Source organism: Streptococcus sp. 5004 (assembly GCF_013276755.1).
Taxonomy (GTDB): domain Bacteria; phylum Bacillota; class Bacilli; order Lactobacillales; family Streptococcaceae; genus Streptococcus.
Window position 1 is genome coordinate 134,824 of sequence record NZ_VMLP01000002.1, and the last position, 16,174, is coordinate 150,997.

14 protein-coding genes and 1 pseudogene are annotated in these 16,174 nt (G+C 39.8%); 4 read left to right on the plus strand and 11 right to left on the minus strand.

Going from position 1 to position 16,174, the window contains the following annotated elements:
- Positions 1-77 precede the first annotated feature (77 nt).
- The 3 genes and pseudogenes from HT685_RS00750 to metK form a co-directional block, all read right to left on the minus strand.
- Positions 78-237, minus strand: a pseudogene (locus HT685_RS00750) (integrase); the annotation flags it as partial.
- A gap of 259 nt (positions 238-496) precedes the next feature.
- Positions 497-1,567 (minus strand): tyrosine recombinase XerS, encoded by a 1,071-nt coding sequence (gene xerS / locus HT685_RS00755; protein WP_000817860.1) that lies wholly within the window; start codon positions 1,565-1,567, stop codon positions 497-499.
- 587 nt (positions 1,568-2,154) lie between these two features.
- Positions 2,155-3,345 carry a methionine adenosyltransferase gene (gene metK / locus HT685_RS00760; protein ID WP_173227212.1) on the minus strand — a complete coding sequence of 397 codons (1,191 nt, stop codon included), beginning with the start codon at positions 3,343-3,345 and terminating at the stop codon, positions 2,155-2,157.
- Between the two features lie 534 nt (positions 3,346-3,879).
- On the opposite strand from metK, the gene HT685_RS00765 reads away from it, so the two are divergent.
- The 4 genes from HT685_RS00765 to HT685_RS00780 all read left to right on the plus strand — a co-directional run bounded on the left by HT685_RS00765 (position 3,880) and on the right by HT685_RS00780 (position 7,045).
- Positions 3,880-4,167, plus strand: coding sequence for a DUF3270 domain-containing protein (locus HT685_RS00765; RefSeq protein ID WP_173227210.1), 288 nt, complete (start codon positions 3,880-3,882; stop codon positions 4,165-4,167).
- 255 nt (positions 4,168-4,422) lie between these two features.
- Positions 4,423-5,232, plus strand: a complete 810-nt coding sequence (locus tag HT685_RS00770; protein ID WP_173227208.1) for a Cof-type HAD-IIB family hydrolase — start codon at positions 4,423-4,425, stop codon at positions 5,230-5,232.
- Positions 5,233-5,373: 141 nt separating this feature from the next.
- Entirely contained in the window at positions 5,374-6,282 is a 909-nt protein-coding gene (locus tag HT685_RS00775; RefSeq protein WP_173227206.1) for an ATP-binding cassette domain-containing protein, read from the plus strand.
- Between the two features lie 10 nt (positions 6,283-6,292).
- On the plus strand, positions 6,293-7,045 hold the full coding sequence (locus HT685_RS00780) for an ABC transporter permease (RefSeq protein ID WP_173227204.1): 753 nt from the start codon (positions 6,293-6,295) through the stop codon (positions 7,043-7,045).
- A gap of 39 nt (positions 7,046-7,084) precedes the next feature.
- Here the strand turns inward: HT685_RS00780 and HT685_RS00785 are convergent, their stop codons facing one another.
- The 8 genes from HT685_RS00785 to HT685_RS00820 all read right to left on the minus strand — a co-directional run bounded on the left by HT685_RS00785 (position 7,085) and on the right by HT685_RS00820 (position 15,524).
- Complete coding sequence (locus HT685_RS00785; RefSeq protein WP_173227202.1) at positions 7,085-7,963, minus strand: HAMP domain-containing sensor histidine kinase; 879 nt, start codon at positions 7,961-7,963, stop codon at positions 7,085-7,087.
- Positions 7,960-8,661 (minus strand): response regulator transcription factor, encoded by a 702-nt coding sequence (locus HT685_RS00790; protein ID WP_173227200.1) that lies wholly within the window; start codon positions 8,659-8,661, stop codon positions 7,960-7,962. Before HT685_RS00790 ends, HT685_RS00785 begins: the two co-directional genes overlap by 4 nt.
- Before the next feature lie 191 nt (positions 8,662-8,852).
- Entirely contained in the window at positions 8,853-9,728 is an 876-nt protein-coding gene (aguB, locus tag HT685_RS00795; RefSeq protein ID WP_173227198.1) for an N-carbamoylputrescine amidase, read from the minus strand.
- Between the two features lie 9 nt (positions 9,729-9,737).
- Positions 9,738-10,823 carry an agmatine deiminase gene (aguA, locus tag HT685_RS00800; RefSeq protein WP_173251741.1) on the minus strand — a complete coding sequence of 362 codons (1,086 nt, stop codon included), beginning with the start codon at positions 10,821-10,823 and terminating at the stop codon, positions 9,738-9,740.
- Positions 10,820-11,947, minus strand: a complete 1,128-nt coding sequence (gene nspC, locus HT685_RS00805; RefSeq protein ID WP_173251744.1) for a carboxynorspermidine decarboxylase — start codon at positions 11,945-11,947, stop codon at positions 10,820-10,822. The genes aguA and nspC overlap by 4 nt, the downstream gene beginning before the upstream one ends.
- Positions 11,947-13,206, minus strand: coding sequence for a saccharopine dehydrogenase family protein (locus tag HT685_RS00810; protein WP_173251746.1), 1,260 nt, complete (start codon positions 13,204-13,206; stop codon positions 11,947-11,949). The genes nspC and HT685_RS00810 overlap by 1 nt, the downstream gene beginning before the upstream one ends.
- The gene (speE, locus tag HT685_RS00815; protein ID WP_000366713.1) at positions 13,203-14,063 is read right to left on the minus strand and encodes a polyamine aminopropyltransferase; all 861 of its coding nucleotides are present in this window, start codon (positions 14,061-14,063) and stop codon (positions 13,203-13,205) included. The genes HT685_RS00810 and speE overlap by 4 nt, the downstream gene beginning before the upstream one ends.
- Positions 14,064-15,524, minus strand: a complete 1,461-nt coding sequence (locus HT685_RS00820; RefSeq protein ID WP_173278902.1) for an aminotransferase class I/II-fold pyridoxal phosphate-dependent enzyme — start codon at positions 15,522-15,524, stop codon at positions 14,064-14,066.
- Between the last annotated feature and the right edge of the window lie 650 nt (positions 15,525-16,174).

Consider the following 16,174-nt stretch of genomic DNA (forward strand, 5'->3'; position numbering starts at 1 on the left):
TTTTTTTCTACCCTAAAATAGGCTCCATAATATCTATAGGGGATTTACCCACTACAAATATTATAGAGCCAAACTTTTTAAAAAATCTTTTTCATAACTTTATCCAGTACATTGATTGCTTTATCTTTCATGTTCTTCGTGACGTGGGTATAGATAGAAGTAGTGACTTCAGAGTCGGAATGATCAAACCCTGCCCGTGATTGTTTTTAGCGGAATTTTATTTTCTGATAAAATATTGGACATTGTAGGTAGCATGTTTTTATAGATGTTCAATTTGATTTATTTTTGTGGAATCCTCTTATTTTGAGATGAATACCAATTATAAGTGATTTGCATATCCAGGATATTACAAAGAAAAGCAAGCTAATGGGCACATAAATTTTATTTCAGATTCTTTAAAGCTGTTTACTCTGTTAGCAATTGTATTTGATATTTGATAGGATTAATAGTTTATTGAATCCCTTTCTTATTTATTACATAATTTAATTTATGTAATCTATAAACTATCCAAGGCATTCTTTTGTTCATCATTGACGATATGGGTATAGAGGTCAGTGACTTGTGTGCTGGCATGTCCTAGCTGGTGACTGACCAAAACTTGCGATTTAGTGGCATCATAGAGCCTGGTTGCTAGCGTATGGCGTAGTTTATGGGGTGTTACACGGACTTTGAAGTCCTCAGAGTACTTAGCAACCATTTTCTCAACGCTGGAAGCATCGATACGATTAGGAACTCCTCTGTAGAGAGTCAAAAAAAGGGCTGTATCTATTTTTTCCGTCTTATAGCGTTGATTTCGAATGGCCAGATAATTCTCTAAATAAGGCTTAGCAAAAGCAGCGACATTGACCGAGTCACGTTTGCCCCCTTTTCTAGTGACATCGATAACCATCATTTTTAGATTGAGATCCCTTAGATCCAGATTAACAGCTTCAGATAAACGGACACCAGATGCCAAGAGAAGGGCAATAATGGCCAAATCACGTTCTTTATTTTTGTTGAATGATGAGAGAGCTCGATTAGAGAGCTGTTGTGGGTACTCTTGGTCAATATAAGTAAGAAAACCTTCTGTTTCATCACCTAAAAAGAGTTTTTGCTTGATGTTTTCAGCTCTGGCAGCAAGTGTCTCTTTCTTTTTCTTGGTTGAAACTTTCTTCATTACATTTCGATAGAAATAAGGCTCCCCCTGGTCGTTTTCAACCTCCTCGGTTAGATACTTGTAAAGACTGGAGAGGGCTGACAAGGTCCGATTGATAGTCGTCTGAGAAACACCTTGCTTGGTTGTATTAGCATTCAGCAAAGGACGTTCACGTAGATAAAGGATAAAAGATTCCATGTCTTTCTTAGACATATTTTCCAAGACAGATAAAGGAATATCAGACATTTTATCAGCGTTTGAAATACCAGACTCCAAAACCCAACTAAAAAATCGATCGTATTCCTTGAGGTATTCGTACAAGGTTGTAAAACTGTAAGGTACAGCCAGCTTAGATTGATAGTATTCCAAAACATACCAGGGCATGATTTGTTTTAGTTTGTCGATTCGTTCCAGTAAAATCTCACGTTTCATGTATTTTCTCCATAAATAAGTCTACTAGTAGTATAGCATAGACTTATTTATTTTTCAAGAAAATTATAGTTTTTCGGAAAGATGTTGTAGAGATTTTTAGACCTGTGTAAAACAGTTCTAAATATTTGGAGTTTCTATTGTGAATCATTAGCTAGTGCTTTTTCTAGATTCCAAATACTAAACCAGAATGAAATAGTCAACAGAATAAAGAAAATAATAAAGAGCTCACCCACTAAACTTCTGTTCATACTACACAACTGAAGAGCTATATAAGGAGCTATGAGATACAAAATACATATTGTATAATTGCTATTGTTTTCTTTTTCATGATTTTAATCTTACTGTACAGATTTGATACAGTAAACTCCTTTCTAGCTTTATGCTTTATCATTTCTAACTAAATTATAGTCTTATTTTTACCAAAATTCAATTATTTGTGTGTGCAATGTCTTGTCAGTAAAAGAGGCTGAATAAAAATTCTTTAAAAGTAAAAAGCGTATAGTGTCAGTCATTGAAAAAACTTGATACTATACGCTTTTTACTTCATTTTTTCTTGAAATTGACTTTTTCCCCGGACTCTTAAGATTTTATTTGACTGCTTCTTTCAAAGCGTCTACCTTATCCAAACGTTCCCATGGAAGATCAATATCTGTACGTCCCATGTGTCCATAAGCTGCTGTTTGACGGTAAATTGGACGTTTAAGGTCCAGCATTTGGATAATTCCTGCAGGACGAAGGTCAAAGATTTGACGAGCCGCTTTTTCAAGTTTGCTTTCAGCTACTGTTCCTGTACCAAAAGTATCAATACGAACAGATACAGGTTGCGCAACACCGATAGCGTAAGCCAATTGTACTTCCGCCTTCTTAGCAAGACCTGCTGCAACAATGTTTTTAGCAATGTAGCGAGCTGCATAAGAAGCTGAACGATCCACCTTAGTCGCATCCTTACCAGAGAAGGCACCACCACCATGACGAGAGTAGCCACCATAAGTATCTACGATAATTTTACGACCAGTCAGACCTGAGTCTCCTTGAGGTCCACCGATTACAAAACGACCAGTAGGATTGATGAAGAATTTTGTTTGCTCATCCAAGTAAGAGGCTGGAATAACCTCTTTGATAACCTTGTTAATGACATCATTGTGAATTTGTTCGTTGCTGACTTCTGGATCGTGCTGAGTTGAAATCACGACTGTATCCACACGTACTGGACGGTCATTTTCATCATACTCAACTGTAACTTGTGATTTAGCATCTGGGCGAAGATAGCTAATTTCACCAAACTTACGAAGTTCTGCCAGACGACGAACCAATTTATGACTGAGTGAGATTGGCAATGGCATGAGCTCTTCTGTTTCATCCACTGCAAATCCAAACATGAGCCCTTGGTCACCAGCGCCAATCAAGTCAAGCGGATCTTGGTCTGCATTCCCACGAACCTCCAAGGCTTCGTTAACACCTTGGGCAATGTCTGGTGACTGCTCAACAAGTGACGGATGGACTCCCACTGTCTCAGCAGAAAATCCATATTCTGTATTGGTGTAGCCAATCTCTGCAATGGTATCACGAACCACACGGTTAATATCCACATAGGCATTTGTAGATATTTCACCAAAAACATGGACGGAACCAGTATATACAGCTGTCTCAGCAGCAACGTGCGCCTCTGGATCTTTAGCTAAAATAGCATCCAAAATCGCATCTGAAATTTGGTCTGCAATCTTATCTGGATGCCCCTCAGATACAGATTCAGACGTGAATAATTTACGTTCTGACATAAAAATGTCCCCCCTTAAAAATAGTGTTATAGAGTTACAAAGTACTGATAGGAATTTTCATTATCTAAGAGTTACTAGCTTCAGAAATAANNTTATTTCTGAAGCTAGTAAGGCGCATAGGGTGATCCCCCTATAGCGGCAACCGTAGAATAACGAACGACTTTGGAGCCGTCATTCTTTGCGAGTTGCGACGCAAAAGAAAAAATAGAAATACCTACCATCTTATCGGGACTATATAACTTTATCATTATACCATTTTTAAACACAATTTGCAGTCTATATACTCAATAAAAATCAAAGAACAGTTTTTTGATTGTAGATAAAACTGACTAAATTAGTAACATATACCTAATACAAGATGACGCTAACTTGTTTTGAAGAGTATTAATATACTGTTTCAATTTTTACTAATCTATTTTCAACCTGAACAATAGTTTGAAAATGAAAAGGGACTTTATTCTTTTTGTAACCTTTCTGTAATAATTCTCTGCTGAAAAAATGATAAAATAGGTATGTACAGTTAAGGAGAGAATAATGCCTGTAAGAAAATTACAATCCTATGAGGTAGACAATCAAGAAGAATTAAATCATCAGATTCCTCGCTATCAAGATTATACACCTGAAGCACAATCTGATGCCAATCTCAAGGAAATCCTATTTTTTATTAATATTGCTGTTTTTTGTATCTGCATTGCTATCTTTAGTTTTATCTTTTTATCATTAAAATTATCAACTGCTCTTGCATTTGTCGCAGCAATTGGATTTAGCTTACTTGTTTTAAAAGTCCAACGCTCTATTATCAAACGAAAATTTAGAAGATAAATCATACCCCAGGTCTAATCAAGTTGATTTGTAAAAAATTAAGGAAAACAGAGTATTTAAGATNNATCTTAAATACTCTGTTTTTTTGACCAGCTTGCCAAATATAATTATTTGCTTAATTGAATAACGTGTAACCTTTCCTAATAAATGTTCTCCAAACATCTTAAACTGTAAAATCAATTAGCCCCAAGCTTCCTATCAATTTCTTCTCCAAAATATGCTATAATAATACCAAAAGATAAAGAAGGAAGTCTTATGATTAAACTACTAGCCTTGGATATGGACGGAACCCTCCTCAATGAAGCCAAGGAAATTCCACAAGCTCACATTACTGCTATTCACCAAGCTATTGAAAAAGGTATCAAACTGGTACTTTGTACGGGTCGCCCGCTTTTCGGCGTCCTCCCCTACTATAAAAAACTGGGGCTGGACCTCCAGAATGAGTATGTCATTGTCAATAACGGTTGCTCAACCCACCAGACAAGTGACTGGAGTCTGGTTGATTGGCAAGAACTCAGTCCATCTGACATCGAATACCTCTATGACCTAGCTGAAAAAAGTGATGTTCAGTTGACTCTTTTTGATGAGGAACATTATTTTGTCCTCGGTGGCAAGCCCAATCAAGTCATCCAAAATGACGCCAAACTAGTTTTTTCAGACCTGACTGAAATTTCTCTTGAGGAAGCGACTAGTGGCAGGTACCGGATGTTCCAAGGTATGTTTTTAGGTACAGAGGAGCAAACAGACGATTTTGAAGAGCGTTTTGCTACAGAACTCTGCCAACGATTCAGTGGAGTTCGTTCGCAGCCTGTCATTTATGAAGCTATGCCACTTGGTACGACAAAGGCTACTGCTCTTTCTCGACTAGCAGATATTTTGAAAATTGATTCCTCAGAGATTATGGCCATGGGCGATGCCAATAACGACATTGAAATGCTCCAGTTTGCCGGCCTCGGTATTGCTATGGGAAATGCTAGTGACCATGTCAAATCTCTTGCGGATGCTGTTACAGTCAGCAACGAAGAAGACGGCGTTGCGCGTGCGATTGAGAAATATATTTTATAATTAAGAAGCCCAGTTCATATCAACTGGGTTTTGATATTTAAGAATTCCTAAAACTTTAGAAACTCTTTAGAAATGCTTGAGCTTTCTTTGATTTCTATGCTTTATACTAAAATTATCAAAATAAATCAAAAGGAGAGAATCATGAAAACAGTACTTGACATTCATGGATTGTCCAAAAACTTTGCCAAACAAGCTATTCTTCAGGATCTTCATCTAACGATAAGAGAGGGAGATATTTATGGACTTATCGGGAAGAACGGAGCTGGGAAGACCACCTTGATAAAAATTATTACGCAACTACTTTTTGCGGATAAAGGAACTGTTTCCCTCTTCTCCAGCAAAACGGAAAATGAGTGGAGCAAGTCTCTATCTCGAGTAGGTTCTGTTATCGAATCACCTGTAGCTCATAATCACTTAACAGCTTATCAAAATCTGAAATATTACTGTATGATTCGGCATATTCCAAATGCTGATCAAGTCATTCGTGAAACCCTGGACTATGTAGGTTTGGCAGATACAGGTAAAAAATTCTTTCGTGATTTCTCGCTAGGAATGAAACAAAGACTTGGGATCGCCATTGCCCTCCTATCCAAACCAGACTTCCTGATTTTAGATGAACCTATCAACGGTCTCGACCCAATCGGTATCAAAGAATTTCGACTCATGATTCAACGGCTCAATCAAGAGAAAGGGATCACCATTCTCATCTCTAGCCATATCTTGTCAGAACTCTATCTCCTAGCCAATCGTTTTGGTATTTTAGATCAAGGCAAGGTTATCCGTGAAATCAGCAAAGCTGAATTTGAAACACTAAGTGAGGATTACATTGTTCTTAAGACAGCTGATAAAGAGAAAGCTTGTCAAGTATTGAAAGAACAAATCCAGCTCCAGTTTAAGGTTGTTAATCCAGAAAATGAAATCCATATCTTTGGTCAGGAACAAGATGTCAAGCAGATTCTTAAGGAATTAACCTTGGCAGATGTTGCCATTGACGAGATTTACTATGCCCGTCAAAATCTAGAAGAATACTTCACTCAATTGGTCGAATAGGAGAAAAATCATGATACATACCATTCAAGCAGACTTTTACCGTCTTTTCCGTTCCAAAGGATTCTGGATTACAGAGTTCATTCTATTTGTACTCATGTTAATGGGGGCTGTTTTTGGGGCTACTGGCCATCTAATGGCAATCCAGACAGAAGAGCCAGACATTCCAACCCATGGTTGGGACGGTGTACAAGCCCTGATCAACGCATCTAGTCAAGGTTCAAACCTCGTTTTTCTCTGCATCGTCCTAGCCTGCCTCGTTCTTGGAGTTGATTTAATCGGCAAACTCTATAAAAATAATTTAACAGTGGGTGTCTCTCGTACCGAGTTTTTTCTAGCGAAAGCCTTTGTATTGGCTTCTATTGCACTTTTACAAGTCATCATCAGCCTTGTGATTGCCTTTATTCCAGCAACTATCTTAAATGGATTTGGAACTATGCCTGATGGCTTTATTGGCAATCTACTGGTAACCATTTTCCTTCAATTTCTTTGCCTCCTTGCTTGGCTTTCCATTGTTTCCTTCATCCTCTATGTTAGTCATTCTTATATTGCGGTATTTATTGGTTATTTGGTCAGCTCTATCTTACTTTCTATGCCAATGATCATTTTTCCAAATATCAAAATTTTGCCATATTTATCATTGCAGTTTTTCTATGCTATGACTGCTAATAGTGAATCCATTTTCTATACACTTATAGTTACCTTAGCTGTTATTGTAATCTTTAATCTAAGTGGACTGGCAGTTTTCAGAAAGAAAAGTCTATAAAAAATGACCTCCTCTAGCCTACAGAGGAGGTTTCTTTCGTTAAAAGTAAATGAAAACCGATAACCACTGCCCATCTGTGCTTAGTTTCATTTCTGCACCAAGAAGATGGCATAATTCCTCAGTGATATAAAGACCTAAACCAGAGGATTCTTCCGTATCAGATAGATTTTCAGAATAAAAACGGTTGCTGAGATTTTCTATTCTTTTGATAGGCTGTTTGACAAGGTTTGCAATCTCTAAGACAAACTGTTCCTTTTCCTTTCGCAAAGATAGCCGCGCTTCTTCCTTGCCATGTTTGAGGACATTTCCAAGCAGATTTTGTAAAATTCGATCCAGCAAGTCTTCATCGGTTCTCATTTTCAAACCAGCTTCAACCTTAAAATCAAGCGTGATATTTGCCGCCTGAAAAACATCATAATAAGCCAAAGTCTTTTTGGTGATAAAAGCTGAAAAATCCACTTCTTCCAGTTTCGGTTTGACAGCTCCTTCCATCAAACGACGATATTCTAGGAGAGCCTCCAAACGTTTGGAAACTAAATCAAGATGCTGGGCGATTTTTTGTAAGGTTTCTGCTTTATCTTCAGGAGATTTTATCAATTGTTGGGTGTAGCCTGAAGCGATAGTCAAAGGCGTCCGAATATCATGGGCGATATTGCTGATGGCCATATCCAGAGTCTCCTTTTCCCTTTTCATCACCAACCGAGATTGCTCTACTTCCAGAAATAGATTTTCAATTTGCTGGTAGAGTTGTAAAAAATGTTTGGAAAAAATGCTGACCCCTACTCTTTTCATACTACCCGTGAGAATCTTGTCTTCAATCTGTTGACTCAAGTTTTTAAGTGCTAGATGGTAGCGAATTAATACAATCGATAAAATAATTAGGAGTATCAGTAGGACAACGATTAAGATGTAGGTCATTGCTTGTCTCCTTTTAATCTTACCCCAACTCCCCAGATGGTTTCAATATATTCTTGATGTGGGTCAAGCTGGTTTAATTTTTTACGAAGATTACTCAAATGCGTATTGAGAGTATTATCTCCAGGTAGGTAGCTATCCTCCCAGACCAACTCATAAAGTTCTTCCTTGGTAAAAATTTTCTTAGGGTGTTTAAGGAGAGTTTGGAGAATCAAGCATTCTTTCTTGGCAAGGCGAATGGTTTCCTGACTATTTTTGATTTCAAAACTTTCTGCATTAAACTGGATATTTTTTAAGTTTTGTGGCAGATTTTCAGTTTTTTCTATTTCCGTAGGCTGTTTTTCTGCACTTTGGCGTAATTGAACAGTAACTCTAGCAAAGACTTCGTCCAAATCAAAAGGTTTCACTATGTAATCATTGGCACCATCTAAGAGATATTGACTGATTAACTTTTTATCGCTCAAAGCTGTTAGCATAATGACTGGAGTTTGGCTTTGTTCCCTGATGGCTTTTAAAACCTGATCCCCATTTTTTCCAGGAAGCATGATATCTAGCAAAACGAGGTCAATCCCACCTTGGTCAAAACGCATGATTCCTTCTGTACCAGAAAAGGCTTGAATCACCTCATGCTCCTCAGTGAGAAGTGTTCGCAAAATTTCTTGAATGTCACTATTGTCTTCAATAACCAATATCCTAGCCATAAACACCAACCTTTCTGCAACTATTATAGCATGTTTTATTGATAAAGCTTAAACAGAAAAGCTCCTCGCATAAAATCGCGAGAAAGCCTTAGAGGGTTAAAATATAAAATCCACTTGCTAAACAACATAGTATCCTTATAGTTGCTAATAAGAAGTTAGTCTAGCAGAATGAATCTCTCATTTCTCTCCTACTAGTCCGTAATTCGTTGATACATTTCGGGTCTTCTATCTCGAAACAAGCCCCAGTTTAGGCGTTCACTTGCTCCCTTGTCAAGGTCATAAGTTGCTAACAGAACAGCTTCACCTTGTCTTTCAGCTCGCTCTAGAATAGCTCCTGTTTCATCCGTCATAAAGGAGGAACCGTAGAAGTCAAGACTGGAACTCTGTCCACCATTTTCCTCACTTGGAGTGACTTCCTCTAATCCATAACGATTGGCTGCAATAACTGGGACAATATTTGCTGCTGCGTGTCCTTGCATGGTACGTTGCCAGTGACCACAACTATCTGTATCCAAAATCGGCTCTGAACCGATGGCTGTTGGATAAAAGAGCAATTCAGCCCCATTTAACGCAAGACAGCGGGCTGTTTCAGGGAACCATTGATCCCAACAGATACCGATCCCAATCTTAGCGTAGCACGTATCCCAGACCTTGAAACCTGTGTTACCGGGTGTGAAATAAAACTTTTCTTGATAATAATGATCATCTGGTATATGGGTCTTCCGATAAACGCCTAGCACTTCCCCATCTGCATCAATGACAGCAATAGAGTTATACAAGACATTGCCATCTTTTTCATAGAAACTGATTGGTAAAACGACCTTTAGCTCCTTGGCAATGGTTTTAAAATGCTGAATAGCTGTATTGTCTGTCACCGACTGGGCATGCTGGTAGTAGTCATACTGACGTTCCTGACAAAAGTATGGACGTTCAAACAACTCGGGCAAGAGAATAATTTGGGCACCGTGTTCTGCAGCCTGACGTACTAAACGCTCTGCGGTTTGGATATTTGTTGCCACATCCTTGGCGCATTGCATTTGAATGGCTGCAACTCTTACATTTCTCATCTTTTTCTCCTATTCTGGGATTTGTTGGGTGATACAGTGGATATTGCCACCACCTAATAGAATATCTCTGGCTGGAATTCCGACAACTTTACGGTCTGGAAAACACTTGCTGAGGATATCTAAGGCCACTTGGTCGTTTTTATCTTGAAACTGGGGAACCAAGACTGCCTTATTGGCGATATAAAAGTTTACGTAGGAAGCTGCTAGTCGTTCACCTGCGTATCGCTCTTCTTCTCCTTCTTCATAGATGTAGCCTGGCAAATCTTCTTCTGTAACAACTTGTCGAACTGCAGGGATAGGAAGCTTATGAATAGTGAAAGGGCGACCTTTTGCATCTGTCTCTTGCTCTAAGAGTTCGAGATCTGATTTTGACATGTCATATTGAGGATCGCTTTTGTCGTCTGTCCAAGCCAAAACAACCTCAGCAGGACCAACAAAGGCTGCAACATTGTCAACGTGTTCATTGGTTTCATCCTGATAAATACCATAAGGAAGCCAGATAACTTTTTCAGCACCTAGATAGTCCAATAAACTTCTCTCAATTTTTTCCTTACTTAGGTGAGGATTACGCCCAGGACTAAGCAAGCAACTTTCAGTTACGAGAATGGTTCCTTGTCCATCACTATGGATTGCGCCTCCTTCCAGTACAAAAGGTTTGGCATCGTAAACGGGCATTTCCAAGACCTCAGCAAAATGACTGGCTACTTGATCATCATCTTCATAGTCTTGGTAGAGACCATCTACAGCTCCACCCCAAGCATTGAAAGACCAATCCACGGCTAATTTCTGGCCTTCATCATTGACAAGAATGGTCGGACCTGTATCACGCGCCCAGGCATCATTGGTGGGGATGTCTAAATAAACAACCTTGTCTCCAAGATAAGATTGGGCTTCTGATAGATAGTCCCGCTCCACCAAGAGATAAACGTTTTCCCCTTCTGCTATGGTCTTAATAATCTGGCTGAAAGCTCTTTTAGCAGCCTTTCCTTGAAAGGGCCATGAACCTGGTCGAGTCGGCCATATCATGAGGGTACCATGATGTGCTTCGTACTCTGCTGGCATGCGATAGCCTAATTTTTTGGGACTGTCCATCATGATAATCTCCCTTTAAAATCTTGATAGCCAAAGGCTTTGACTAAGCTGCAGTCTCCCTGTTCGTCCATGAGATAGAGACTTGGCAATCCAATACCGTTGAAGGTATTGTTTTTGACAAAGGAATAAATGGCCATATCTTCAAAATAAAGTCTGTCTCCGATTTGAACTGGATTTTCAAAGCTATAATCACCGATCACATCTCCTGTCAGACAAGTATTGGAAGAAAGTCTATAGGTATGGGCTTTTTCCTGTGCCTCAAAGCCATTTCTCAAAGGTGGACGATAGGGCATCTCGAGTACGTCAGGCATATGGCAGGTCGCAGAGGCATCTAAAACCAAGATTTCCATACCGTTTTCTACAATATCCAATACTTCAGTTGCTAGATAACCTGCATTGAGCGCAATAGCTTCCCCGGGCTCGATATAGACTTCAAGATTGTAAGTTTCTCGGATACGCTTGATCTCAGAAATCAGCAAATCTACATCATAGTCCTCTCTTGTGATGTGATGACCACCACCCATATTGAGCCATTTAACTTGATGTAAGTAGGGACCAAACTGCTCTTCTACTGCTTTCAAAGTTGTCTCTAAATCATCTGAGCCTTGCTCGCAAAGAGTATGAAAATGTAGTCCGTCAACCAAATCCAACAAATCGCTAGGAATTTTATCTAGTGTCACGCCAAAACGAGAACCTGGTGCACAGGGGTCATAGAGCGCGTGATCTTCTTGAGTTGAACATTGAGGATTGAGACGTAAACCTACACTGACACCAGCCTCCCGACAACGAGCCCTATGCTTGCGCAACTGTCTCTCAGAGTTAAAGACAATATGATCCGTTATCTCCAGCAATTCCTCCAAGTCTGCATCCTTGAAAGCAGGCGCAAAGACATGGACTTCACCAGGGAACTCTTCTCTAGCTAGCTTTGCTTCATAGAGACCACTTGCAGTTGTACCTGATAGATACTGGCTGATCAAGGGATAGGTTTTGTAGAGGGAATATGCCTTCTGGGCAAGCAAAACCTTGCAACCAGCTTCTTCTTGAACATATTTTAGAATACGACAATTGGCTTCTAACTTGGCCAAATCAATGACATAAGCTGGTGTTGGTACTTGTTCTAGCTTCATTAGTCCACCGTTTGTGGATTTTCAACCACAACCCAAGGCAAACCATACTCATTCAAAGCTTCCATGAATGGATCTGGATCCAACTCTTCAAGGTTGTAAACTCCAGCTTGTTTCCAAGTACCGTTCATAACCAACTTAGTCCCAATCATGGCTGGAACTCCTGTCGTGTAAGAAATCGCTTGCGAACCAACCTCTGCGTAACATTCCTGATGGTCGCAAACATTGTAGATGTAGATGGTCTTTTCAACGCCATCTTTTACACCTGTAAAGATACATCCAATATTGGTTTTACCTACAGTGCGTGGCCCAAGGCTGGCTGGATCTGGAAGCAAGGCTTTCAAAAATTGGATTGGAACAATTTCTTGACCGTTAAAGTTAATGGTATCCGTACGAAGGAGACCGACATTTTCCAAACATTTCATGTGCGTCAAGTATGATTGACCAAAAGTCATAAAGAAACGAATGCGTTTGACACCCGGAATGTTTTTCGCTAATGATTCGATTTCTTCGTGATGAAGAAGATACATGTCTTTTTGTCCGACCTGAGGGAAATCGTACTCGCGCTTGATAGACATAGCTTCGACTTCGACCCATTTTCCATCTTCCCAATAAGAACCTGGTGCTGAAACCTCGCGTAGATTGATTTCTGGGTTAAAGTTTGTCGCAAACGGATAACCGTGGTCACCACCATTACAGTCTAAAATGTCGATATAATGGATTTCATCAAAATAGTGTTTGAGGGCATAAGCTGAAAAGACACTGGTCACACCTGGGTCAAAACCAGAACCAAGAAGAGCAGTCAAGCCTGCTTCTTTGAATTTCTCCTGATAAGCCCACTGCCATGAGTAGTCAAAGTAGGCTGTAAAACCAAGTTCCTTGCAGCGTTTTTCGTAGATAGCACGCCACTCAGGCTCTTCCGTGTCTTCTGCTTCGTAGTTGGCTGTATCGATATAGTGAACACCTGTTGCCAAACAAGCGTCCATAATGGTTAAATCTTGATATGGTAGTGCTACGTTCAAAACGGCTTCTGGCTTATAGCTTTCAATCAGGGCAATCACTTCTTCTACCTTGTCAGCATCAAGAGCAGCTGTCTCAATCTTTGTACTTGTTTTGCCTTCCAGTTTAGCCTTCAAGTCATCACATTTTGACTTGGTACGACTGGCAATCATAATCTCTGTAAAGGTTTCGCTATCTTGACAAATCTTTGAAATAGCAACTTGGGCAACTCCCCCACATCCAATAACTAGTAAACGACTCATTTTTTTCCTTCCTCTTCTTCTAAAATGTCCTCAACATACTTGGGCAACATAAAGGCCCCCACGTGTAAGTTTGCAGTGTAGTATTCTGTGAAAAGCTGGCGTTTTTTCCAGCCTTCTTTATCAAAATCTTTGACAGGGTGGTATTTTTTCGATGCAAATCCAAACAACCAATAGCCAGCTGGGCTAGTTGGGATATGGGCCTGATAGACCCGACTGATTGGAAAGGCTTGATTAACCTTACGGTGCATGCTTCGGCAAGCCGACTCATCCTCGTCAAAGAAGGGACTCCCATGCTGGTAAATCATGATACCGTCTTCTTTCAAGGCTCTGTAACTGTTGCCGTAAAATTCCTTGGTAAAGAGCCCTTCCGTATGACCAAATGGATCTGTCGCATCGTTGATGATAATATCGTAATCATCTTCGCAGTTTCGCAAAAAGCGTAGCCCATTTTGATAGTAAATGGTAACACGAGGGTCATCAAGTCCCGCAGCAAAGTCTGGAAAATACTCACGACAGACCTCAACCAACATCTCATCTGGTTCCACAATATCGATTTGCTCCAGTTCAGGATAGAGGGTTAATACTTGAGCAACACCACCGTCACCACCCCCAATAACCAAGACTTTCTTGGGATTGGGATGCACAGCCATTGGAACGTGAACAGTCATTTCGTTGTAGACAAAATCATCCGCATCTGAAAACAAGACATGCCCGTTTAAAATCAAAATCTTTCCAAAAGCTGGCGTATCCAAGACTTCGATATCCTGCCATTCACTTTTACCAGCGTAGAGTTGCTTGGCTGTTCTCAAGGATAATTTGACATCTGGAGTATGAACTTCAGAAAACCATAAATCCATCTAGTTCTCCTTTCTCTTAATGACGTTGATGTGATTGACCTCAGGATCTTCCGTCCCTTGGAGGGAGCAACCACGTTCCTTGGCAAATTGGATATAGTCTACAATTTCACGTGTAATGCGTTCACCAGGAGCCAAGATAGGGATTCCTGGAGGATAGCACATGACAAATTCCCCACAGACTTGTCCAACAGACTCATCCAAGGTCAAGCTTTTTCTCTCGGAATAGAAGGCTTCTTGTGGAGACAGCACCAACTCAGGCTGAATATATTCTCCAGCTATTAAGTCTTTTCCATCTCTCGAGTAAAGTCTCTTGATATCAGCCAAAGCACCAACCAAGCGCTCGATGTCTTGGATACGGTCACCAATCGAAATGTAGGCCAGGATATTGCCAATATCACCAAACTCAATCTGAATGTCGTATTCGTCTCGTAGGAGGTCATAAACCTCGATACCTGTTAAGCCAATACCCTGAGTGTAAACTGACAACTTGGTTACATCAAAATCACAGACCGACACACCATCAATTAACTCTTTTGAGTAGGCATAGTAACCACCAATAGCATTGATTTCACGACGAGCGTACTCGGATAGCTCAATGACCTTCTCAAACGACTCTTTACCACGAAGGGCCAAGTTGCGACGTGAAATATCCAAACTAGCCATCAGCAAATAAGAGGCGGATGTTGACTGGGTCAGGTTGATTATCTGACGAACGTATTCAGGATTCATCTGCTCCCCGATTAAAAGAAGCGAACTTTGGGTCAAACTCCCACCAGACTTATGCATAGAAACTGCTGCCATATCAGCACCTGCATCCATAGCAGAAATTGGAAGTTTATTAGTGAAATGCAAATGCGCTCCGTGGGCCTCATCTACCAAAACCATCATGCCAGCTTCATGAGCCATTTTTGTCAATCTCTTTAGGTCTGAACAGATGCCGTAGTAAGTAGGATTGTTAATCAAAATGGCCTTGGCATCTGGATGGTCCTTTATGGCCTGGGCTACTCGATCATTTTCAAGACCTAAAGCGATACCAATTTTAGGATCTACACTCATCTCTATATAGATGGGAATGGCACCACATAGAACCAGCGCATTGATAGCAGATTTGTGGACATTACGTGGCAGAATAATCTTATCTCCAGCCTTGCAGGTTGACAGAATCATAGTCTGCACCGATGAAGTTGTTCCACCAATCATGAGAAAGGCATGGCTAGCTCCAAAAGCATCCGCCGCTAGCTCCTCTGCATCCCGAATAATCGAAATAGGGTGACCAAGATTATCCAAGGGTTTCATCGAATTGACATCAATGCCAACACATTTTTCACCTAACAGTTCGACAAGTTCTGGATTTCCTCGTCCGCGTTTGTGACCTGGTACATCAAAGGGAACAATCCTTTTCTTGCGTAACTTCACCAAGGCCTCATAAATTGGGGCTTGGTTTTGATCTAACTCTTTCAAGACATACTCCTTTCAATATTTTTAGGACCTTATGAAAACTAAGGAACTAAAGGTTGACTCATGAAAAAAGAGCAGGATTTCACCTGCTCTGCAATCTTCTGACGTTTTTATGTTTGTTTCTGTTGAGTATGTCTGTTCCCGATGTTTCCTAACTCTCTAGTAGCAAATATTACGTACTTTATTGATCGTTTCACAAGATGACGTGTGCTTTCACCACACTAAAAATTTATGAATTAGGACACGTGTCCTAACATCAACTTATAAAAGTAGGCTTTTAACCCTATCAATAATGTGGTTTTTCAACCACGCTTCGGCATTCAACCCTGCCTGTCCGTAGGCATTTTTTACTCGGGTTTATATTTGCTAGAAAACATCATCTCATTTTCTAAGCTTTATTACTATATCATGTTTCCAAGAACTTGTAAAGCCTTTTACGAAAAAAATATAAAAAAGTTCGTAAAATATTTGGATTTTATTTGATTTAATACTAATTATTCTCTTGCAAACGATTATAAAGTGAACAAAATGTTTATCGTATTTAATTTAAAATTTTTTATGCTATTCTATACTCTTTACCTTCGGTGTTTGATCTATCAGAGAAGATGTCGACATTTTTATATCATTAAAATCGTGCAACTTTTTTCAGATAC